Genomic DNA, 21139 nt, shown 5'->3' on the forward strand with positions numbered 1-21139 from the left:
ATAAGGTGTCGGTGAGCTCTGCGAACCGCACCAACGATGTCGATTGAGCACCACTCGATTATCCACCCCCATCATCCGTTTCAATACCGGTGCCGGTCGTGAAGCTCACCAGCCCCTAGGTTTCATTGCGCAGAATTTATCGCTTCCGTGGGAGCCAGATAATCATAACCGAGTGCTTCAGCAACGGCGTCACAGGTGATTTTGCCTCGGTGCACATTTAGTCCACTCATTAGGTGAGAGTCATCCTGCAGCGCTTGTCGATAACCTTTGTTGGCCAGCGCTAGGGCAAAGGGTAGCGTTGCGTTCGTTAATGCAAAGGTGGACGTGCGGGCGACACCACCGGGCATATTGGCGACGCAATAATGGATGACGCCATCGATTTCATAGGTCGGGTCTTGATGAGTGGTGGCATGAGAGGTTTCGAAACAACCGCCCTGATCGATCGCCACATCCACCAATACCGCACCATTTTTCATCGTTTTTAGCATCTCACGGGTTACCAGCTTAGGAGCTGCTGCGCCGGGTATTAAAACGGCACCAATCACTAAATCTGCTTGAGTGACTTCCGCTTCAATGGCTTCGACACTGGAATAGAGGGTTTTTAGGCGAGGGCCATACGCCTGATCGAGGGTTTTTAGGCGTGAAATCGAACGATCAAGAATGGTGACATCCGCGCCGAGCCCCATGGCCATGCGAGCCGCGTTGATTCCGACAACGCCACCACCGATAACGATGACTTTGGCGGGTAACACACCGGGCACACCTCCGAGTAATACACCCATCCCGCCCTGTGCTTTTTCTAATGCGTGAGCCCCCGCCTGAATAGCCATGCGTCCGGCCACTTCACTCATCGGTGTTAGCAGTGGCAGACCGCCTTGAGCATCGGTCACCGTTTCATAAGCAATTGCAATGGCTCCGGACTTTACTAGTAACTCAGTCTGCTCTGGGTCGGGTGCTAAATGTAGGTAGGTAAATAACAGCTGACCGGATCGTAGCATCTTGCACTCTTGCGGTTGCGGCTCTTTTACCTTGATGATCATTTCGGCTGAGGCAAAAATCTCTTCAGCCGTATCAATCAATGTTGCGCCAGCAGCGCTGTAGTCGTCATTCGATAGGCCGATCGAGGTGCCGCCATCACGCTGTACCATCACTTGATGGCCGTGACTGACGAGTTCGCGCACTCCCGCGGGTGTCATACCTATCCGATATTCATTATTTTTGATCTCTTTTGGGATACCAATCAGCATACGAATACTCCTTTGAGGGGGTAATAAGTTTCTTATATTTATGATTAGCAGAACTTGAAGCTTGTCTCGTTTACGTTTCTCTTTTTAAGAGCCTCGCTTTAAGTGCCTTGCTTTAAATTCGTGGCTTTAAGCTCATCGCTTTAAGTTCATCGCTTAAGTTCATCGCTTTAAGTGTTGTTGTTAAATTTAGCATCGTCTTTGCCATTATTGTTTCTGTAAATTGATTGATTTTAGTTTTTCTTCGTCAATATAAGACCGTTTTTGACGAGAAAGACTGGTGAGTACCACCTAAACCGTAGGCAGTGGAGGGAGGCTGATGAGACAAGCAGGGCAGACGATGAAATGAATAAGGCAATATGCTGGCGAGTGGTGCCTTGAAGGTTAATGAGGTAGTAGGCTGATGATTATCGCTAATCATTGAGGCATCCATTCATGGCCCAAGGGTAGGGGTTGAAGACACTTGATCGATCAGATCAACATGACTGTAAGCCATGGCAATACCTTGAATTGAATAGTATTTCATCAACAACGTCGCACTTGCGGGTAAGCGCTACCGCTTTTCTGTCGGAATGTTTAAAAACGTTATAAAAATGCAAATTAGGGCTTGAACCCGTTTAAGCGCTGCGTATAATAGCCAGCGTTGTTTAACGACGTGAAACAACGCTTTAGGACTATAGCTCAGTTGGTTAGAGCGCTACCTTGACATGGTAGAGGTCGGCAGTTCGAATCTGCCTAGTCCTACCAGTATTCAGAAGAGCCTCGCATTAGCGGGGCTTTTTGCTATTTATCTTAAGCAGATGCAGAGCTACTCAGCTCTAGCCGAGCCAAGCGAGACAACTGTTGCGCTGGCCGAAGGGGAATAATCTGCCAGTACTTTTAGCAAATTTATACTGGATATTCAGTAGCTTAGAAGCCGAATCTTACGATTCGGCTTTTTTGTTTTTGGGCGTGTGCCCAGATTGTGCCCAGCTTCTTTTTAGGATGGTATTTTTTGACCTTTACCGGATAAGAGGCTTTTTCCCAGTTGTTACGGACTTACTTTAATCGTTATTCAAGCTTTTTAGGTAAGCCATCAAATAAGTGTTCATACTTCCATTTTTTTGCACCCATTTGTTGAATTAAGCTGAGCTGAGCTGAGCTCATACGCGGTGCTCACAGCAGATTGCAGACACTGAGGTGCTGCTTAAGAATCGCCATGACTTGGCTATCGGTATAACATGATTTGTTCATACAGAATTTCCAACGTATAGATTACGAGAAAAATAATTAATCTAGGCGTTTGCTTCAGAATGAACTCAGATTGGTTCGTCATATCTGTAGCTGGGCAGTATCTATTCAATCAACTTACTGTAGGGTGATCTACTCGTACTTTACGCTTATACATGAAAACGACTCAAGGCGCATAACATCAGTTAAGAGTCTGGGGGCTTCATTGCCTCTGATATTCTGAGGTTTCGTGCTGGACTTGGCAAAGTAGGCATGAAACACCAGGGAAGGCGCTATCGAATGATCGTATTAATCATATCATCACACCATTACGGACGATTCTTACTGAAGCATCTGATCGGTTTGAGTTTACGACGCCTTGTCAGGGTATTAAGCCCTTAAAGGTTGGTCGGCAAGGCGTCGTGTATCAAGTAAGGTTATAGCGCTAAATAGAAACATATATATTGCTATTTATCCCCTGATACCAGTTTGACGACTAAAAGCAATTAATATGTTTCTTTATGTCTTCTTTACTAGATCAATTCAAACAGCGTCGTATTAAGCTAGGCCTGAAACAGCATGACATGATGCTGCGGGTCGGTATTTCTCGTCAGCAATACCAGCGGCTGGAGTCTAAAGGTAATCCGCGACTAGATACTTTAGAGCTTATCGCCAAAGGTTTGAATAGTGAGCTTCTATTGATACCTAAAGACAAACTTAATGCTGTTCTTGCTGTTTTAGAAGGGGATTTATCAGAAGCTACGTTACGGCAAAAATCATCATCCAAAGAAAAGTCTTTATCTGAGGATCCGTGGCAGGGATTGTTGGAGGATGATCAATGACAGACGTTAGCAGTGATGAACTCAACGCGCTTAAGTTAACTCTTCATGGTCGATTGGTTGGTTACCTCGCAGGCTTCAAAAACGGCCGAAACGTCTTGAGCTTCTCTGATGAATTTAGAAACGATTCTAGCCGGCCAACATTCAGTCTCATTACTCATCCGAATTTTCCTCACTCCGACAGACTTATGTCGGAACCCTGGACAAGAAACCAACGATTACATCCCGTCTTATCGAACCTTCTTCCAGAGGGGGCATTGAGAGAGTTAATAGCTCAAGGTTTAAAGGTCCACGTAGATAACGAATTTCATATTCTTTCATATTTAGGAGAAGACTTGCCCGGCGCATTGGTTGCAACGCCAATGGAGCCTCATGACGTTCCTGAAAGTGTGTTAACGACTCATGGTCACGCAAAAGCGATTAAGTTCGATAAGGTAACGCAGGAGAGTAAGTTTTCTCTTGCTGGCGTTCAGATGAAATTCTCCATGAAGGAAAAAGATGGCCGCTATAACTTGTCGAAAGGCGGCGATCTTGGTGATTGGATCATTAAAACGCCTTCGACCCAACACAAATTTGTCCCTCTCAATGAATATACCGCTATGTCCCTGGCATCTTTGGTCGGTGTTGATATTCCAGAAATTAAACTTGTGGATTTGGATAAGCTGGATAACTTGCCAGCGATAAATTTACCGGAAGAGAAACAGGCATTTGCGATCAAAAGGTTTGATCGCGATGGAAATGATCGAATTCACATGGAAGACTTTGCTCAGATCCTTGTGAAGTATCCGCATGAAAAATACGATTCTGCTAACTATGAAAATATAGGAAGGGTACTTTACCAATTCACTGGTGATGGCTTAACTGACGTTCAGCAATGTGCTCGAAGATTATTAGTTAACATCCTGTTAGCGAATGGGGATGCGCACCTCAAAAATTGGAGTCTTATCTACCCAGATCAGATAACCCCACGTCTTTCACCTGCCTATGATATTGTGCCACTACACACCAACGTCTATATCGAGAATGAAACAAAGTTTGCTTTAAATCTAGGAAAGAACAAAGAGTGGTACGCCGCTTCGATGTTACATTTTCAAGCGTGGGCTGATCAAGCTGGCATCCCGTGGCGAGCTATTAAACCTCATTTAGATGATGTGATGGACAGGGCTCGTACATTATGGCCATCCGTATTAAATGACTTACCAATGGATGAGAAGCACAAGCAGGGACTGAGAGATCATTGGGTAAAGCTTCATACCGATTTCCGTTTGTAGAACCAAACATAGAAAAGCCTCGTAATAGCGAGGCTTTTTGCTATCTGGACTATGCAGATGAAGCACTGCCCAGTTCGAACCGAACGCAGTGAGAGCACATCGGAGCCTGCGACGATAGCCCGTAGGGGAATAATCTGCTTAGTCCTACCAGAATTCAGAAGAGCCTCGCATTAACGGGGCTTTTTGCTATTTATCTTAAGCAGATGCAGAGCTACTCAGCTCTAGCCGAGCCAAGCGAGACAACTGTTGTGCTGACCCAAAGTCGAATAATCTGCCAGTGCTTTTAGCAAAATTCAGAAGAGCCTCGCATTAGCGGGGCTTTTTGCTATTTATCTTAAGCAGATGCAGAGCTACTCAGCTCTAGCCGAGCCAAGCGAGACAACTGTTGTGCTGACCCAAAGTCGAATAATCTGCCAGTGCTTTTAGCAAAATTCAGAAGAGCCTCGCGAATGCGGGGCTTTTTGCTATTTAGGCTAATCTAAAACAAAGGTAAATAGCGAGCGTACAAGGGCGTTGGTGAAGAGTGAATTGCTCCCTAGTGTGATATGTGTAGCGAGCGACGCCCTCGTCGCGATTAAATTCATATGTGCGAAACATCAAACTAGCACTTTTTGATGTAACGGCATGTGGATATTATGAGCTACGGGTAGGTATTTATAGGGGCGCTATGCTTGATCAGTGCCGCCGCGACCACCGTAAAAAGGCTAATTGGTCGTGTCGGCTGACGGTGAGCTTTGCGAACCGCACCGATACAATGAAACATTCATCCATCGCCGCGAGAGCGCGGTGCCTACATTAGCGTTCCCTTCGGCATACAACCAGGGGGGTGTCTTCGATCAACTGTTCAAGCATAAATTACCTATAAGCCTTGTTATTTAAGGGCTGTAGCGATCTAAGTAAGGGGGAGATTGAGCCTCAATCTTAATTCAAATCACCACTCATCGTTTCTATGACGTTGTCGCATAATTTGCATTTTATATTAGAAAAAGCTAATATTCGAATGAATGGGGATGGGCTGATTAAAAGGATAATGATGGTTGCTTAGCTGATGGATTTAGCCCGCGGCGGCGCTGCGGTGATACAGGTTAATGCGTATCACTAAAACGGGTGAAGCAATTCACCTGCGAATAGGCTCAATGCTGCATAGTTAAACCCAATAGGTGTATCTCATCACATAGGGAAAGGATGGTGGGGGCTTCATTGATGTTGGTCTATCACCCAGATAAACAGATACATGGATTATTACAAGAAATCGCCTTGTGTTTTTTTATGTGTCACCACTTACAGTCTATTCTGAGACAGAACGAGGATGGTAAACATGGCCATTAGTCGACGCAAACTGCTTATTTCCGGCGCCACTTTAGGTGCTGCCTCAGCCGCAGGTGTTTTAACGTGGGAACTTAATAAACAAGACACACATGCCAAAATTGTCATTGCCGGTGGTGGTGCGGCAGGCATAGCCATTGCGAATAAATTAAACATGTACCTTGACGGTGCCCAAATCACGGTGGTGGACCCGCGACCTTATCATTGGTATCAGCCAGGACAAACATTGTTGCTGGCAGGTGTGTATGACAAGCGTGATGATGTGGTTAGCACCAATAAAGAATACTTGGATGCGAATGTTCGCTGGATTAATGATACGGTTACCGAATTTGATCCAGATAATAATCAGTTACATACCCTGCAAACGGGCAAGTTGGATTACGACTATCTGATTGTCGCAACCGGTTTGGAGTTACGCTACGATTTAATCGAAGGCCTAGATCCTGATCAGATAGGGCACGATAGTATAGCCAGTATTTATCACAGTCCAGAGTCGGGTATTGCGAGTCATAGGCAAGCGATGGCATTTGCTCAGTCAGGTGGTGGAAAGGGGATCTTTACACGGCCGCACGGAGCCATGAAGTGTGCAGGTGCCCCTATGAAAGCGACCAACTTGGTCGAATTTTTTGTGCGTCAAGCGGGTCAGCGAGAGCGCTTTCAGTTTGATTATATGACGGCTGAAAACTTCTTATTCAGCGTCAAGGCGTTTGATGCACGGCTTAAAGAGATCTGGCAAGAAAGACAGATAACACATCATTACGAGCACAATTTCAAAGCCATCGATAGTCAGGCTAAGAAAGCTTGGTTTGGCACTCAGGATGGCGGAGTAGTCGAGGCTGAGTGGGATTTTATTCATATTTCTCCACCGATGTCGGCCATTGCAGTGGTGCGTGATTCAGTGCTAGCGGATACGACTGATTTTAAGGGGTATTTAGAGGTAGATAAGTACACCTTGCAGCATAAACGCTTCTCAAATGTGTTTGGTTTGGGGGATACCGTTGGAACGCCTATCGGTAAAACTGCGGCGTCGGTTAAATCGCAGTTATCAATTGTAGCGACGAATTTGACCGCCTTAATTCGTGAAGAAGAACTGCCTGCACGCTGGGATGGTTATACCTCTTGTCCGATGATTTTGGATGTTGGGCACGCGATGTTATGGGAATTTGATTATAGCTTGCAACCGGTGACCGCATTACCCTTTCAAGTGGTAGACCCGCTGGCAAAAAGTAAACTATCTTGGGTGATGGAAAAGTCATTAATCAGGCCCGTGTATGACATCATGCTTGAAGGTTATACGCCGGTTTAAGCGATAATCGGCGTGAGAATGTTGTCATGAGTTATGTCGTGTATGTGTTGACCGCGATTGTCATGCTGATGAGTGTGTTTTTTATCGCTATTCATTTGGGCTTTCGTGCTCCAAAGGTAAAAACGATAGAAAACCCGAAAACGCGATTTAATATCGATTTTTTGTCGGTATCTATTCCGGTTAACGCCAAAAAGCATCTATCAGGTTGGCTATTACTGGTTGATGATGCTCAAGAGACCGTGATTGTTTTGCATGGATGGGGTGGTAATGCGGAGATGATGTTACCGCTCGCATTGCCGTTTTATCAGGCGGACATGAATGTGTTGCTCTTCGATGCGCGCAGTCATGGACAGAGTGACTCAGATACCTTTTCATCATTACCTCGTTTTGCTGAAGACGTTGCGGCGGCAGTTGATTGGCTTAAGCGTGAACATCCACATCGGGTTAAAAAAGTCGCTTTATTGGGGCATTCGGTGGGGGCGGGAGCCGTACTGTTTGCCGCATCGAAGCGCCATGATATTGCTGCAGTGATTAGTGTGTCAGCATTTGCACATCCGGAATGGATGATGCAACGCTATCTGAAAACCTTCCACTTACCAAGATTCCTAAGACGACAGGTGATGCGCTATGTTGAGTGGGTGATTGCGCATCGTTTCACGACGTTTGCGCCCATTAATACCGTGTGTGATATTGGCTGTCCGGTATTAATTGTGCACGGAAAAGATGATCTCGTGATTCCTATCGAAGATGCCAGAGCTATTCTTCAGCATTGTCAGGCCCCGCATTTACGCTTAATTGAGATAGATGGAGCAGGCCATGACTCGGTTGATAAAATTGAGCAGCATGCGGGAAAATTGATTGAATTTTTACGACAGGCCGGCTTTGCGGTTACCTAACTGCCGCGATATTGCATCCTCTTTACTCTTAGGCATGCTCCAATATTGGCTGTGTTACCACAGTCTCTTGTTACCCGCTAAGTAAAGCTGCGGCCATCATTATGACGGCTGTCTTATGGTGCAGCGCTAAAAATGACCTCATAGAATGTATTCAAACTCGCTTGTTATTCAGCAGCGATCTTAATGCAATACAACGTTTCTGAAAAAAAAGCGTATCAACAGTAGTGCTTATCAACGCTAGCACCGACAAAAAGCAGCGCTGACCAAAAACAGCTGTCGAGCAAAAATACATGCTATCTACATGAGAGCCTATGCCTGCGGAGGTGTCGTTGTCTGAATGTTTATGCGTCAGCCAATGTCTATTGAATGTCCATGTGAATGCTAATAATACTTGTCATTGTGCAAAAGAAAGAATAGATCATGATGGCACGGCGCTGCCGCACGATATTAATAGGCATAAAAAGGCCGTGTTACTGTGACGTTACAGGTCGTATAGGGTAAATTATCAGCCTGATCGCGTGTGCCTTCGGTGACACGAGGCCGCTTCAATTATCCTTTTAACATAAGGCTGCTGTATGTTTTCAGTGATTTTTTCTATTTTAATGCCCATCTTTGTTTGTGTTGGGATCGGCTATGGCTGGTCCAAAAGCGGAAAAGATTTTGATACCTCACTGGTGACTGCTATCGTCACCTATTTTGCGACTCCCTGTTTAGTCTTTTATGCCTTGGCGAAAGTCGAGTTGGCACCAGCGTATTTATGGAATATGGGGCTGGCGGCGTTGCTGGCGATTTTACTGTTTACGCTGATAGGCGGTGCGGTTTTAGCCATCTTTAAACTACCGCAGCGAGCATTTTTACAAGCGTTAACTTGGCCAAATGTCGGAAACATCGGTTTACCTCTATGTATGTTGGCGTTTGATGAGGAGGGGTTAGCTCTGGCAGTGGCGTTTTTTACCGTCTATGTGGTGGTGCAGATGACGCTTGGCGTCGCCTTTGTCTCCGGTAGTTTTTCCCTTAAATCACTGCTAAAGATGCCGATTATTCCGGCAACGGCACTGGCGTCAGTGTTTTTGCTCAGCGATTTAACGGTGCCCGATTGGTTATTTAATACCACCAAATTGATTGGTGATCTGACGGTACCGTTGATGCTGTTTACTTTAGGGGTTTCGTTAGCCAGTTTAAAAATAGGCCGCTTAAAAGTCGCTTTCGGCTTGTCAGCGTTACGTTTGACGATGGGGTTTGGTGTCGGTTTAGCGATTGTTTGGACGTTAGGGCTATCTGGCCCCGCTGCAGGTGTCATTATTCTTCAATGTGCGATGCCTGCCGCCGTGTTTTGTTATTTATTCGCTCAGTTGTATGATCAGCGTCCCGAAGAGGTTGCTGGGCTGGTGATTGTGTCGACTTTTATGGGGTTTGTATCCCTTCCTGCACTGCTTTGGTACGTGCTTTAGTTGTCTCAAGCTAGGCAGTACGATTGATCATGGGTTAGGCTGACTAGGTCATGATCAATCGAGTTGCACCGTCATACCAATGTGGGGCCGCCGCCGGTTCGTGGTTACACCGGTAAGCTAAACAGGTAATAAACCCAGCCAGCACTGATTGCAAGGCATAGCACGAACGCAATGGGATTGACGGGCTCTCTGGGTTTGGCGTTGCCGACATCTTTTTTGCGACCGGTTAGCATCGAGGTAACGAGTTTCTCTTTATATAAGATACTGTGAGCGATAACGCCGAGTATATGCAAACCAACTAGATAAACGAGAATCGATTGCACGGTGTGATGAATTTGAGCGCCGAGACTAGCAAGTTCATCGCTGACACTGGCATAAAACGGCCCTTCCCATAAAATCTCATCGGATGTGATTAAGCCTGATGCAACCTGTAGTGCTAATAACAGGAGCAGTATGATTACCATCATTGCGCCAGCAGGATTATGGCCATAGAAGTGCTTTGCTTTACCTGTAAAGGTTGCTTTTAGGTAGCGGATACCCTGTATCGGATAGCTAATAAAGGAACAGAATCGAGCATAACGGGTGCCGACTACGCCCCATAAGATACGGAAAATAATCAATCCCGAGAGCGCATAGCCACTGTAGAAGTGCCATTGCATTAGGCTATCATCCCAGCGACCGCTGTAAATAAGAAACAGGAAGAGTAAAACCAGTACCCAGTGAAAAATTCGCGTCGGAACGTCCCAAATTTTAACCATCAATTCGATACTCCTTATACGATTGAAGAGGGGGTAAAAGGTAGCTTTATAAACCGTTTATAAAGCTACCGATGGGGTGTTATTTAGCGCGATAGTCGGTGTGACAAGATTTACATGACTTGCCCAAAGGTCCGATCGCTTCACGCAGCGCATCGAGGCCCTGTCCGGCATTGGCGGCCATGGTTTCAGTCGCAGAGGCGAAAGCTTGATGTTTCTCACCAATCTCTGAACCGTCTTGCCAAATCGCTGCTTTAGCTTTGGTTTTATCGGATAGCCCTTCGGCATCCATATCAGAGCCTTTTGGCCACATCAGACTGTTATTCATAGCGCCTGCATTTTTCAGGTTGTTAGCGATCGCTTGGGCGAGATCCGCATCATAATCACGCTTACCTTTAGCCATTGCGCCGAGCACACCCATGTTGAACTTAACCATTTGGAAATACCCTTGACGGGCTTCAATTTGGTCTTTGAAAGCGAAATCTTCTGCCATAACCGGCGCAGCGGCAGCGGTTAATACGGTTGCACACAATACAGATTTAACGAACATTTTCATTGATCGACACTCCTAGTCTGATTTTTTAAAAGCAATGGCCATAGTAGCATTCCTATTTATATGAGACGAGGCTAATGTAGCGTGTAATGATGACAAGTTATGTAAAGATTGAGTGATGACTGTTTCTTTTTATGGCAATGAGGAGTATTACTCGTCACCGACTTGCTGCGCCGGAGATAAAGGCTATAGCCTCAACTTCCATTTCCATTTCCATTTCCTCTTCCACTGTTTATGTTTGCTAATCCCTGTTCGAGTAGATTAACCACCACTCTCAGTTTTGCCGATGTTTCTAATCGAGCTGGGTAGATGGCATACACATCGGCGGGTTGCGAATATTGTGCGAGCACGTTGATCAGTTGGCCGCTATTTAACGCCGGTTGAACATTCCAGCGTGAGCGTAACATGATGCCCTGACCGTCGAGGCACCACTGTTTTGCTACACCGCCGTTACCACGCCTAACACGAAACCGCCGTTTGACGGTGAGGTTAACTTGGGCGGCTATGTTGCGTTAGTGGATGGCGAGTGCTTGCTGCCATTTCTTTTGGTTGTAGGGGCTATGGGGGCGAGCCATGAGCCGTTCGTTGACGAGGGCGAGAGCGAGATTTTTATTGCCTGCCCGAAGTGCCGCTTCCAGTAGGGTGCGAGCGAAAATATCCCGCTGCGCATGGCTACCGCCAAACTGTGCCGTGGTATTTTTAATGGGCATCAGCTTTTCAATGGTGGTGTTGTAATCGCCCTGAGAAAAGGCAAAGATGGCTTCGCACACCGGTAATCCTGTGTGTAACGACATCCCATGGTTGGTGACGCTTGGATCGCCAGAGGCGACATAGTCGGTGAGTTCAGCAATCAGCGTTTGCGCGGCTTGGGCATCATTATTCGCCGCAAAGGCGATGATCGCATGGGCATCGTTGAAGCTATAAAATAGTTGATCGCTTTTCTGTTTCCACGAATCGGTGAGAGTTTGTGCTCGGTTACCCAGCGCTTCGTCTTCAAGATAGAGACGCCAGAGAACAGACGAGGCATCGACTAAGGCCATGGGGATCGGGTCGATATCGGCCCAGTGAACCAAATTATCGTACACCGCAATGGCTTTATTCAGTTCGCCGGTTTCTAGCAAGAACAAGCCATGATGAATCGCATTATGGGAGACCATGACATTATCGTTTTGCCAGTGTTGTTGATATGTCTGCATAAAGCGTGCGCCTTGCTCATATTTGTTTTGCATCTCTAACGCATGGGCAACGGCATGGATACCCCAGACATCTTGCGGGTTGCGTTCCACCGCTTCGCGTGCCGACATTTCGGCCTGTTCGTAGTGTCCCGCTTCTTCTTGACCAAAGCTGAGCATACCGAGTAGATAACCATAGAGTGGGTGCTCTTTATCCCAAGCGGGTAGCACGCGATAGACACGTCCACGAAGATTAGCGGCATCACCGAGGAAGAAATCTAATTGATGACCACTGAGTAGGGCTAATATATCGAGGGGGTATTCGATTAGAATTTCATCAAGTTGAATAGCGGCCTTAGCGAGATCACCCGCCGCCCAAGTTTGCAGGGCGGCAACGTGCATTTTCTCTCGTGTGTTGAGACCGCTAGAATCGATACGGGCAATGCGTTGAAGACTGTCTAACGACCATTGCAGATCATCACGGTCAGTGGTCCAGAGATTGATATGACCGTTAAATACCTGGCCCATGACGAAGTCTGGCTCCGCTTCGAGCATCGCGATGGTGATGGGTACCGGGTTTTTAAAGCGACATAGATCGGCAATGACCGTGTTATACAGGTCCAGCGTTGTTTGGTTATGAACAGTGATTTCTAAGCCGGTTAAATCCTTCACACTATTGTCTCCTTTGCTGTATCAGGGCATGACATCGAGTCTGTCATCAAGATAGCCGTATCTTGTTTAACCCTGAAATGGCCACTCGAAAGATATCGAGCGGCCCACTATCCTGATTATTTTGGCTCAGGGAGTGAAGCAAATACCTCGCCAAGTATGTCTAAGACACGTTCAAGCTGTGCTTCTGTGATACATAATGCAGGGCTCATATTGACGATATTGTTGTATTCATCGAAGCTGCGATTGGTGCGTCCGATCAGTAATCCTGCTTGTTTGCAGGCATTAACGACTTGAATGGCGACAGATTCATCGACTGGCTCTTTGGTGTCTGGATCTTTGATCAGTTCGATACCACAAAGCAGTCCGATACCCCGCACATCGCCGATAATCGGATATTTAGCTTGCAACGTTTTTAAGCCATCGAGTAAGGTTTTGCCCAGTGTTGCACAGTTTTCGAGCAAATTTTCCTCTTCTAAGATGGTCATATTGGCCGCCGCTGCGGCGGGACCTGCCATGCATCCGCCATAGGTTGAGATATCACGGAAGAAACCCATCTTATCGTCTGCCGAGTCTTCTTGTAGGCGCTTGTAAACCGCTTCAGTGGTAACGGTGCAAGAGATCGCTGCATAACCCGAAGCGACACCTTTAGCCATGGTAACGATATCCGGTTGAATATCGTAGTGTTGATAACCAAACCATTTACCGGTGCGGCCTAAACCGCAGACCACTTCATCAACGATCAGCAGGATGTCGTATTTTTTACAAATCTGTTCGACGGCTTTCAGATACCCTTCTGGTGGTAAAATGACACCGCCACCGGCTGTGATAGGCTCAATAATAACGCCGCCAACGGTGTCTGGGCCTTCCCGTAGGATGACATCTTCCATCAGTTGTGCGGCTTTTAGGCCATAATCTTCGGTTGCACCAAACTGACTGCGATATTCAAAACAGTGCGGAAACTCTATAAAACCGGGCACGAATGGACCGAACTGATCGCGTCGTTGTAGCTGCCCCGTGGCGCTTAAGGCTCCAATGGTGGTGCCATGATAATCACGTTCGCGGTAAAGAATTTTGTGCTTTTTACCGCCGTATTCCTTGTGCGAAATCTGACGCACCATTTTAAACGCTTTTTCGTTAGCTTCAGAGCCAGAGCTGGCGTAAAACACCCGTTGCATACCGGGCATTTTGTCGATCAGGCGATCGGCAAAAACAGCGGCGGGTTTACTCGCCATTGAGCCGGCGAAGTAGTTCAGTTGCATCAGTTGTTCACTGATCGCATTGACGATCTCTTTGCGGCCATAACCGACATTGGTGACCCAAACCCCGCCTGCTGATGCATCGAGGTACTGATTGCCTTCGATATCCCAAAGGTCTAAGCCTTCACCTTTGACAAACAGCGGCATGCCTTTTTCGGCAGCCGCGCCGGGTGTGAGGTGATGCCAGACATGGGCCTTATCCATGGATCTGATCTGTTCAGTGCTGTATTCATTGTACTGTGACATAGAGTAACTCCTGTTATACCTGTTATCAGGCATCGCGATTGATTGAAAAAGGGGACCAGCTTTGACTCACGGGCATGATTTCTAAGGTGTTGATATTCAAGTGCGCGGGCAGTTGCGCAATCCATAGCAACGTGTCGGCGATATCGTCGGGTTGAATCGCTGCGGCGCCTTTATAGAGGTTGTCATAGGCTTGTTGGTCACCGCCGGTTCTGACCAGTGTAAATTCACTTTCGGATAACCCTGGGGCTAAGCAGCTTACCCGCACACCCGTGCCGCCCAAGTCACAGCGCAAGGCGAGTGAAAACTGCTCGACAAAGGCTTTGGTGCCGCAGTAAACGTTGCCACCGGGGTAAGGCCAGTTAGCGGCAATGGAACCGATATTGATAATGCTGCTACCTTTTCCTCGAGCAATAAGCTTAGGCAGAAGGGCGTGGGTTACGGTGGTTAGCCCTTTGATATTGGTATCAATCATACGGTGCCAATCACTCAGTTCTGAGTGTTGTGCTGGCTCTGTGCCTAGTGCTAAGCCAGCGTTGTTAATGAGTAGATCAATACTGTCAAACGGGGTGTCAAGCTTTGCAAAGGCTTGTTGCACCGCAGCGGTGTCGCAGACATCGAGACTGAGAGTCATCACAGCTGTTTTTGGGGTCAATTCAGCGGCGATATCGGCTAAACGTTCCTCTCGGCGACCGGTTAGAACAAGGTTCCAACCGGCATCGGCAAAACGATGCGCGGCAGCTAAACCAAAGCCCGAGGTGGCCCCTGTAATAACGGCTGTTTTGTTCATCTTCAACTCCTTAATTCAGAATGGATAGGCCGCTGTAGTAGATGCTGACTGTTGATAGCAGCATCAGAACGGGCAGGGCAATAGGGCGAAAAGACAGCGGGGGCTTGCGATGGAAAAACCATTGTCCGCACTGTACGCCAATCAATGCCGGAATGAGTAGCAGTAGTGTGGGCTGCAATAAAGCGCTGGTAATCATGCCATTACCGGCCATTAAACCGATGGAGATAAGGTCGGTGCTGCTGAGAAAGATCACCATAGTAGCTCTTTGAACGAGGGCTACATGATGGGTCATGAGGAGATAACAGACAATCGGGAGGCCGCCAACCGAGGCGGCGGCGGTAAAAGCACCGGAGATGCTGCCGATGATACGGGTGTGCCATTCAGCCGGATTTATCTTGATGTTACGGGCAAATAGAATCCATAGCGCCATGCACAAAATAGCGCTGCTGATGGCAAACTTTAGCATTGAGTCGGGCACTTGAATCAGTACGGTTAAGCCCAACGGAAGGCCAACAATCGCCCCTAGACTGAGGTTTTTAAGCAGTTTACGGTCGGCAAATTTCCAAGCACTGGCTAACATGCCGATCGAACCAATGGCATCGATGATGAGAATAACGGGCACGCTGATCTGTGCTGGCCAGATTAGGCTCAGGCCGGAAATAGCAATTGCGGCAAAGCCAAAGCCGGTGTAACCACGCACAAGCGCGGCTAGCAGGACTAATAGCATGGCCAATTCCAGATGAGGCATAAACAGATCTCCGCGATTGATGGCCCGTCAAAAACACAACAGGAAAGCGAGCCAGAGAAGATACGGTAGATGGAAAAGGGGGAACGGCTATAGGTCCAGATAAAAGAAAATTTAGTACCAGCATTCTAAAACTGGGCAAAAACCTGCTTGAGGGCGGCAATACCCGGTTCGATCTTATGATTAGCGATAGAGGAAAATCCGAGCCGGAAGAAGTTTTCCGGCGGGTTAGCCGAGGAGAAATGGATCGCGCCGGGTTCCATGAGGATACTTTTACGTGCCGCGGCCCAAGACACTTCCTCGGTGTTGACCCCCTCGGGAGCCTTTAACCACACCGATGTCACCCCTCGGCTGATCTCTTGTGAGGTGAGCATTTCAGGAAAATGACGATAAATCGATTGCACGATGCGTTGCAGTTTAGAGGCGTTAATTTCACGCATTTTACGCAAATAAGTATCGTAGTAACCGAGTGATAAAAACAGTGCGAGCTGTCGCTGATTATTAACCGGTGGATGACGATACATCAGCCGGCGCAGCGCGCGAATCTCAGAGATCAATTCTTCATCGGCCACCATATAACCGACTCTAAGCCCCGGTGAGATCGATTTTGACATGCTGCCGATATAGATCACGCGGTTATGTTCATCGTTAGCCTTCAGCGCGGGTTTGGGGTGCAGCTTCATATTGATTTCGGCATCGTAATCATCCTCGATCACAATCATGTCTTGCTCCACCGCCATCGCCATTAGTTGTTGACGGCGTTCATCACTGAGTTCGACTCCCGTGGGCACCTGATTGCTGGGGGTGGTATAGACGTAGTCACAATTGTGCAACCGCTCATCAATGATGATGCCGTGTTGATCCACCGGTTGTTGGTGCACTTGACTATCAAACAGTGAAAAAATATTGAAGGCATCGCGAAAACCCGGGGTTTCAACGGCCATGCGTATTCGACTGTTACACAGCAAGTTGGCCAGCAGGTAGAGCGAATTTTGTGTGCCGATGGTGATAATAATCTCGTTGGGATCAACATGGATGCCCCGTCGAGGCAGCAATCGCGTGCGAATCTGCTCAATCAAAATAGGGTCATCGGTGTCGACCATGTCATTGAGCCAGTATCTGTTCCAACGGCCACTCATACTTTTACGGGCGACATCGCGCCACAGTTCTAAAGGAAAGAATTCATGTTGAATCTGACCATAGATAAAGGGGTATTCAAAGCTTTGCCATTTGTTTGGTTTGATGATATTGGCTTCAGTGCTGGGCTTTTTCTGAAACCGTTTGGACCAGACGGGTGAGTGAATATTCTTTTTTTGCACCATATCGGTGCTAATGATCTCAGGGCTTTTAAAACTATGGGTAACAAAATAGCCTTTTCTAGCACGTGATTCGATAAACCCACTGTCCACCAAACTCTCATAGATAAGCACGATGGTATTGCGTGAAACCCCCAGTAATTGGGCTAAGCGGCGGGATGAGGGCAGAGATTGATTGAATGGCAGCTTTCCCGAGAGAATCAGATTAACTAAATGTTCGCGGATCTGTTCCTGAAGGGTTCGTTCGGGATCAAATGTGATAAAAAAATAGTGATCAAGCATGATTTGCCTGTGAAATAAAATACGGTTGCTCCAATCTGATGCAAATTATAGTCCATCTGCTACCTTTGGACCTACTTCTTTTGCATGCTTGGATCTATCGATTGTTCAACGTCTGCTTTTAACCTGCATACAGATCAACCGACTTCAAACCTCTAGGAGCCTTAGAATGAAAGCTAGAAAAATTACCCAGTTTGTTAAAAGAGCAGCCACGCTATCGGTTCTTGCAAGCGGATTTGTATTTTCCAGTATGGTCAGTGCTGAGACGGTCACGATTGGTTATCAAGGTATCATGAATCCTTGGAAAGCGGTCATTGCTGAAAAGCAACTAGAAAAAGCGACAGGCGTTGATATTGAATGGCGTCGATTCGATTCAGGTGCCAAGGTTATTACGGCGATGGCATCGGGCGATGTTGATATTGCTACGGCGGGTTCAAGCCCGATTGCCGCGGCGGTTAACCGAGGACTAGAGATCGAATTGGTTTGGGTGCTAGAAAATATCAATGATGCCGAGGCGCTGGTTGTTCGCGACGGTTCAGGTATCGCTGCCCCGCAAGATCTAAGAGGCAAAAAAATCGGTGTACCGTTTGTATCCACGACGCATTTTCATATGTTGTTCGCCATGGAGCAGTTTGGTTTAACTGAAAAAGACGTGAAATTGATCAATATGCAGCCTAACGCGATTAATGCGGCATGGGAGCGTGGCGATATCGATGCGGCCTTTATCTGGGACCCTGCACTGGGACGCATTAAACAATCAGGTCATGTGCTATTTAGTTCGGGAGATCTCAGCCGTTGGGGTAAAGCCACTTTTGATGGTCTGGTGATTAACAAGTCACTCGGTGAGGAACAGCCTGAGTTTGTTGCGCAGATGATTAAATTGATTGCCGCTGCGGATGATGCTTATAAAGCAGAAAAAGACGGTTTGACGACTGAATCTCCTTTAGTGCAGTCCATTGCGAAAATGACCGGTGGTGCTGCGGCCGATGTGCCGGGTGTTCTTGCTCTGTATGACTTCCCGAGTTTGACGGCACAGACCGGCTGCGCTTGGTTAGGTTGTGGTGCTGAGGGTGGCGCATCTAAAGCGTTGCAGTTTACCTCTGAGTTTTTAAAGCAGCAGGGCAAAGTGCGCACCTTAGCGGATGATTACAGCGTGTTTGTAAACCCTTCATTCGCCGAAGCTGCCGCCAAGCTTTGATCTGACCCAGCGATAACCGTTTCGCGCACAAAGCAGATGTTGCTAATTAGCTGCGTGAAACGGTTTCAATCATCACGGCTGTTTACAGGAGATTTGGTATGAGCCGATTACAAATTCATGATGTATCCGTTCTTTATCCGGGTGTGAATGGAGGGGAAGAGGTCACCGCACTTTCGGGTATTAATTTTAATATTGAACCCGGCGAGTTTGTGGTTGCCCTAGGCGCTTCTGGGTGTGGTAAAACCACACTGCTTAACCTGATGGCGGGTTTTATTCAACCATCTGAAGGATACTTAACACTGGGGGATAGCAGCATTGCTGGATTGCCTCGCGTGGCGTGTGGGCTGGACCTGCAAGATCAGATTTCTGGGCCCGGCAAAGATCGTGGTGTAGTGTTTCAGAAGCACGCTCTCTTGCCTTGGCTGAATGTGTTGGAAAATGCTGCATTTGGTCTTAAGTTGCAAGGGGTGGGAGAAAAGGAGCGAAAAGCACGTGCCGCTGACTTTCTCAAACTCGTGGGCCTAGAAGGTTTTCATAATCATCCTGTTTATCAGCTATCCGGTGGAATGCAACAGCGAGTGGGTATTGCCCGCGCGCTAACCAATGATCCGCAGATGTTACTATTGGATGAGCCATTAGGTGCGCTCGATGCATTGACGCGGGAAGTCCTACAAGAGTTACTGTTGGATGTCTGGCGGGAAACCCAAAAAATGATGTTCTTTATCACGCACAGCGTCGAAGAAGCCCTGTTTATGGCTTCACGGTTGATTATTATGTCACCGCGTCCTGGGCGTATTACACATGAGTTTCCGCTGGAGTTTAATAAGATCTTCCTTGAAAACCGGGATGCTCGAAAAGTTAAATCGATGCCCGAATTTATCGCAATGCGAGAGAAAGTGTTGGGTATCATTCACGGTGATGAAGTCGCTGGTGGAGGGTTACACTGATGAATCAGACGACAATAGCAACACCGCCGAACGCTAACAAGTCGGTCAATGAACTCGTCAAGCCGACACTATTAAAACGGTGCTTATCGGTGTTTGCCGCAGGCCCTGTTAAACCGGGTGAATCTTATGGGGCGCCTGGGCAAGGGAAAAGTTTAGCGATTAGCTTATTCACCACGACGATGTTGATTGGTATATGGTATATCGCCACCTATTTCGAATGGGTTAAACCGCTATTTTTACCCTCGCCTGGTGCGGTTGTGATGCGTTTTTGGGAGGTGGCGACCGAAGGTTTTGCCAACGCCACCCTGCTGGAACACACCGGTTGGAGTATGATGCGAGTCTTTTCAGCCTTTTTATTGGCGCTCGTGACCGCTGTACCGATTGGTATTTTTATGGGGGTTAACCGTATCGCGCGCGGTATTTTTGATCCAATTATTGAATTTTATCGTCCACTACCGCCATTGGCCTATTTACCGCTGGTGATCATCTGGCTGGGTATTGGTGAAGTGTCAAAGGTCGTGCTGATCTATCTGGCGATCTTCGCACCCATGGCTTTGAGTGCGAGAGCGGGTGTTAAATCCGTGGCGATGGAGCAGATACATGCAGCTTATTCGATGGGTGCAAGTCGCTGGCAGGTCATTAAACATATTATTCTGATTAACGCGTTGCCAGAGATCCTGACCGGTATGCGCATCGGTATTGGCTTCGGTTGGACGACACTCGTGGCCGCTGAAATGGTGGCAGCACAGGCAGGCTTAGGCTTTATGGTACTGAATGCGGCAGAGTTTCTGGTGACCGATATCGTTATTATGGGGATTGTCGTCATCGGTATCATCGCCTATCTATTCGATATGTTGATGCGTTACCTCGAGAGAAAGCTGGTGCCTTGGAAAGGGCGTTGATACCGGTTGATAGTATTCACGCTTGATTTAAGGCCGTGAAACATAAAGACAGATAGACCGCTTGCCGTGTTTATCTGTCTTTAGCCTATTGGCAGGCTATGCCAGTGGTCTATCCAGAAGTGCTTTTAAAAAGTGCTTTTATAAAGGCTGCCATCCAGACGCGAAAAACATCTTTAATCACTTCCCTCACATCACTTTTCTAACCTTATACTTTCTAAGGTTATCAGTATGTTCGGTATAGCCCAGTTATGGCTTGTTAAACACCAGTCGATTGTTAACATCGCGGCTCTGTTTGATCAGTTCGGGATGATTAATATCACGGTTTTGTTTCGCCATGCGATCATATAACAATACATTGACGGTCGCCGCCAAGTTCATACAGCCGATGGTGGGAATATAGACCACTGCATCGGCAGCATCGATGGTCGCTTGATCAATGGAGCTATCTTCGGGACCAAAAACATAGAGGGCGTGTTCTGGATGAATAAACTCGGGTAGGGGAGTGGCACCTTCGGCGAGCTCGATACAGATCAGCTTCTGCGAGGGGCTAGTCAGCCCAACAAAGGATGTCACCGGTGTGAGCGCAATGGACTGATTAACGTTACGCGTATCGGTATGATATTTGGCGGCTCTTTCAAAGCGTGTACCACTATAGAAGATTGCCGAGGCGCCATAGCAGCCCGCTGCTCGCATAACGGCTCCCACATTGGAGGGGCTTTTGGGGTTACACAGCCCGATGGCTGCTGAACCTAGATTTTCCACGCTATCA

General features: G+C 47.3%; 18 protein-coding genes and 1 tRNA gene. 9 read left to right on the top strand and 10 right to left on the bottom strand.

The window, feature by feature from the left end:
* Nucleotides 1–122: 122 nt before the first annotated feature.
* Nucleotides 123–1247, bottom strand: coding sequence for an alanine dehydrogenase (gene ald / locus Q4488_RS09350; protein ID WP_303580212.1), 1125 nt, complete (start codon nucleotides 1245–1247; stop codon nucleotides 123–125).
* A 667-nt stretch (nucleotides 1248–1914) separates the two neighbouring features.
* Between ald and Q4488_RS09355 the strand changes: the two genes are divergently transcribed.
* The 6 genes from Q4488_RS09355 (at nucleotide 1915) to Q4488_RS09380 (ending at nucleotide 9542) form a co-directional block, all read left to right on the top strand.
* A tRNA-Val gene (locus tag Q4488_RS09355) sits at nucleotides 1915–1991 on the top strand.
* Between the two features lie 983 nt (nucleotides 1992–2974).
* On the top strand, nucleotides 2975–3295 hold the full coding sequence (locus Q4488_RS09360) for a helix-turn-helix transcriptional regulator (RefSeq protein ID WP_303580213.1): 321 nt from the start codon (nucleotides 2975–2977) through the stop codon (nucleotides 3293–3295).
* Nucleotides 3292–4563 (top strand): type II toxin-antitoxin system HipA family toxin, encoded by a 1272-nt coding sequence (locus tag Q4488_RS09365; protein WP_303580214.1) that lies wholly within the window; start codon nucleotides 3292–3294, stop codon nucleotides 4561–4563. The genes Q4488_RS09360 and Q4488_RS09365 overlap by 4 nt, the downstream gene beginning before the upstream one ends.
* A 1318-nt stretch (nucleotides 4564–5881) precedes the next feature.
* Complete coding sequence (locus tag Q4488_RS09370) at nucleotides 5882–7195, top strand: NAD(P)/FAD-dependent oxidoreductase (RefSeq protein ID WP_303580215.1); 1314 nt, start codon at nucleotides 5882–5884, stop codon at nucleotides 7193–7195.
* Nucleotides 7196–7221: 26 nt separating this feature from the next.
* Nucleotides 7222–8091: an alpha/beta hydrolase gene (locus tag Q4488_RS09375; RefSeq protein WP_303580216.1), complete on the top strand. Its 870-nt coding sequence runs from the start codon at nucleotides 7222–7224 to the stop codon at nucleotides 8089–8091.
* Between the two features lie 575 nt (nucleotides 8092–8666).
* Nucleotides 8667–9542: an AEC family transporter gene (locus Q4488_RS09380; protein ID WP_303580217.1), complete on the top strand. Its 876-nt coding sequence runs from the start codon at nucleotides 8667–8669 to the stop codon at nucleotides 9540–9542.
* Nucleotides 9543–9646: 104 nt separating this feature from the next.
* Here the strand turns inward: Q4488_RS09380 and Q4488_RS09385 are convergent, their stop codons facing one another.
* The 8 genes from Q4488_RS09385 to Q4488_RS09420 form a co-directional block, all read right to left on the bottom strand.
* Complete coding sequence (locus Q4488_RS09385) at nucleotides 9647–10300, bottom strand: cytochrome b/b6 domain-containing protein (RefSeq protein WP_303580218.1); 654 nt, start codon at nucleotides 10298–10300, stop codon at nucleotides 9647–9649.
* 79 nt (nucleotides 10301–10379) lie between these two features.
* Nucleotides 10380–10853, bottom strand: a complete 474-nt coding sequence (locus Q4488_RS09390; RefSeq protein ID WP_303580219.1) for a cytochrome c — start codon at nucleotides 10851–10853, stop codon at nucleotides 10380–10382.
* 191 nt (nucleotides 10854–11044) lie between these two features.
* A complete protein-coding gene (locus Q4488_RS09395) occupies nucleotides 11045–11356 on the bottom strand; it encodes a LysR substrate-binding domain-containing protein (RefSeq protein WP_303580242.1) in 312 nt (103 codons plus the stop codon).
* Nucleotides 11357–11362: 6 nt separating this feature from the next.
* A complete protein-coding gene (locus Q4488_RS09400; protein ID WP_303580220.1) occupies nucleotides 11363–12694 on the bottom strand; it encodes a tetratricopeptide repeat protein in 1332 nt (443 codons plus the stop codon).
* A gap of 116 nt (nucleotides 12695–12810) precedes the next feature.
* The gene (locus tag Q4488_RS09405; RefSeq protein WP_303580221.1) at nucleotides 12811–14196 is read right to left on the bottom strand and encodes an aspartate aminotransferase family protein; all 1386 of its coding nucleotides are present in this window, start codon (nucleotides 14194–14196) and stop codon (nucleotides 12811–12813) included.
* A gap of 25 nt (nucleotides 14197–14221) precedes the next feature.
* Complete coding sequence (locus Q4488_RS09410) at nucleotides 14222–14983, bottom strand: SDR family NAD(P)-dependent oxidoreductase (protein WP_303580222.1); 762 nt, start codon at nucleotides 14981–14983, stop codon at nucleotides 14222–14224.
* Nucleotides 14984–14993: 10 nt separating this feature from the next.
* Complete coding sequence (locus Q4488_RS09415) at nucleotides 14994–15731, bottom strand: sulfite exporter TauE/SafE family protein (RefSeq protein WP_303580223.1); 738 nt, start codon at nucleotides 15729–15731, stop codon at nucleotides 14994–14996.
* Between the two features lie 125 nt (nucleotides 15732–15856).
* Entirely contained in the window at nucleotides 15857–17326 is a 1470-nt protein-coding gene (locus Q4488_RS09420) for a PLP-dependent aminotransferase family protein (RefSeq protein WP_303580224.1), read from the bottom strand.
* Nucleotides 17327–17492: 166 nt separating this feature from the next.
* Here Q4488_RS09420 and tauA point away from each other — a divergent pair, with 166 nt between their 5' ends.
* The 3 genes from tauA to Q4488_RS09435 all read left to right on the top strand — a co-directional run bounded on the left by tauA (nucleotide 17493) and on the right by Q4488_RS09435 (nucleotide 20370).
* Nucleotides 17493–18521, top strand: a complete 1029-nt coding sequence (gene tauA / locus Q4488_RS09425; protein WP_303580225.1) for a taurine ABC transporter substrate-binding protein — start codon at nucleotides 17493–17495, stop codon at nucleotides 18519–18521.
* Nucleotides 18522–18619: 98 nt separating this feature from the next.
* Nucleotides 18620–19468 (top strand): taurine ABC transporter ATP-binding protein, encoded by an 849-nt coding sequence (locus Q4488_RS09430; RefSeq protein ID WP_303580226.1) that lies wholly within the window; start codon nucleotides 18620–18622, stop codon nucleotides 19466–19468.
* Nucleotides 19468–20370: an ABC transporter permease subunit gene (locus Q4488_RS09435; protein WP_303580227.1), complete on the top strand. Its 903-nt coding sequence runs from the start codon at nucleotides 19468–19470 to the stop codon at nucleotides 20368–20370. Before Q4488_RS09430 ends, Q4488_RS09435 begins: the two co-directional genes overlap by 1 nt.
* Before the next feature lie 246 nt (nucleotides 20371–20616).
* On the opposite strand, the gene Q4488_RS09440 is transcribed toward Q4488_RS09435, so the two are convergent.
* Nucleotides 20617–21132 (bottom strand): RNA methyltransferase, encoded by a 516-nt coding sequence (locus Q4488_RS09440; protein WP_303580228.1) that lies wholly within the window; start codon nucleotides 21130–21132, stop codon nucleotides 20617–20619.
* Nucleotides 21133–21139: the final 7 nt, after the last annotated feature.

It is taken from the genome of Amphritea sp. 1_MG-2023, from assembly GCF_030547545.1.
Classification (GTDB): Bacteria; Pseudomonadota; Gammaproteobacteria; order Pseudomonadales; family Balneatricaceae; genus Amphritea.

Excerpts from the sequence above, each read along its gene's own strand:
- ald (WP_303580212.1), bottom strand. The coding sequence starts at position 1,247 with ATGCTGATTGGTATCCCAAAAGAGATCAAAAATAATGAATATCGGATA.
- Q4488_RS09360 (WP_303580213.1), top strand. The coding sequence starts at position 2,975 with ATGTCTTCTTTACTAGATCAATTCAAACAGCGTCGTATTAAGCTAGGC.
- Q4488_RS09365 (WP_303580214.1), top strand. The coding sequence starts at position 3,292 with ATGACAGACGTTAGCAGTGATGAACTCAACGCGCTTAAGTTAACTCTT.
- Q4488_RS09370 (WP_303580215.1), top strand. The coding sequence starts at position 5,882 with ATGGCCATTAGTCGACGCAAACTGCTTATTTCCGGCGCCACTTTAGGT.
- Q4488_RS09375 (WP_303580216.1), top strand. The coding sequence starts at position 7,222 with ATGAGTTATGTCGTGTATGTGTTGACCGCGATTGTCATGCTGATGAGT.
- Q4488_RS09380 (WP_303580217.1), top strand. The coding sequence starts at position 8,667 with ATGTTTTCAGTGATTTTTTCTATTTTAATGCCCATCTTTGTTTGTGTT.
- Q4488_RS09385 (WP_303580218.1), bottom strand. The coding sequence starts at position 10,300 with ATGGTTAAAATTTGGGACGTTCCGACGCGAATTTTTCACTGGGTACTG.
- Q4488_RS09390 (WP_303580219.1), bottom strand. The coding sequence starts at position 10,853 with ATGAAAATGTTCGTTAAATCTGTATTGTGTGCAACCGTATTAACCGCT.
- Q4488_RS09405 (WP_303580221.1), bottom strand. The coding sequence starts at position 14,196 with ATGTCACAGTACAATGAATACAGCACTGAACAGATCAGATCCATGGAT.
- Q4488_RS09410 (WP_303580222.1), bottom strand. The coding sequence starts at position 14,983 with ATGAACAAAACAGCCGTTATTACAGGGGCCACCTCGGGCTTTGGTTTA.
- Q4488_RS09415 (WP_303580223.1), bottom strand. The coding sequence starts at position 15,731 with ATGCCTCATCTGGAATTGGCCATGCTATTAGTCCTGCTAGCCGCGCTT.
- Q4488_RS09420 (WP_303580224.1), bottom strand. The coding sequence starts at position 17,326 with ATGCTTGATCACTATTTTTTTATCACATTTGATCCCGAACGAACCCTT.
- tauA (WP_303580225.1), top strand. The coding sequence starts at position 17,493 with ATGAAAGCTAGAAAAATTACCCAGTTTGTTAAAAGAGCAGCCACGCTA.
- Q4488_RS09430 (WP_303580226.1), top strand. The coding sequence starts at position 18,620 with ATGAGCCGATTACAAATTCATGATGTATCCGTTCTTTATCCGGGTGTG.
- Q4488_RS09435 (WP_303580227.1), top strand. The coding sequence starts at position 19,468 with ATGAATCAGACGACAATAGCAACACCGCCGAACGCTAACAAGTCGGTC.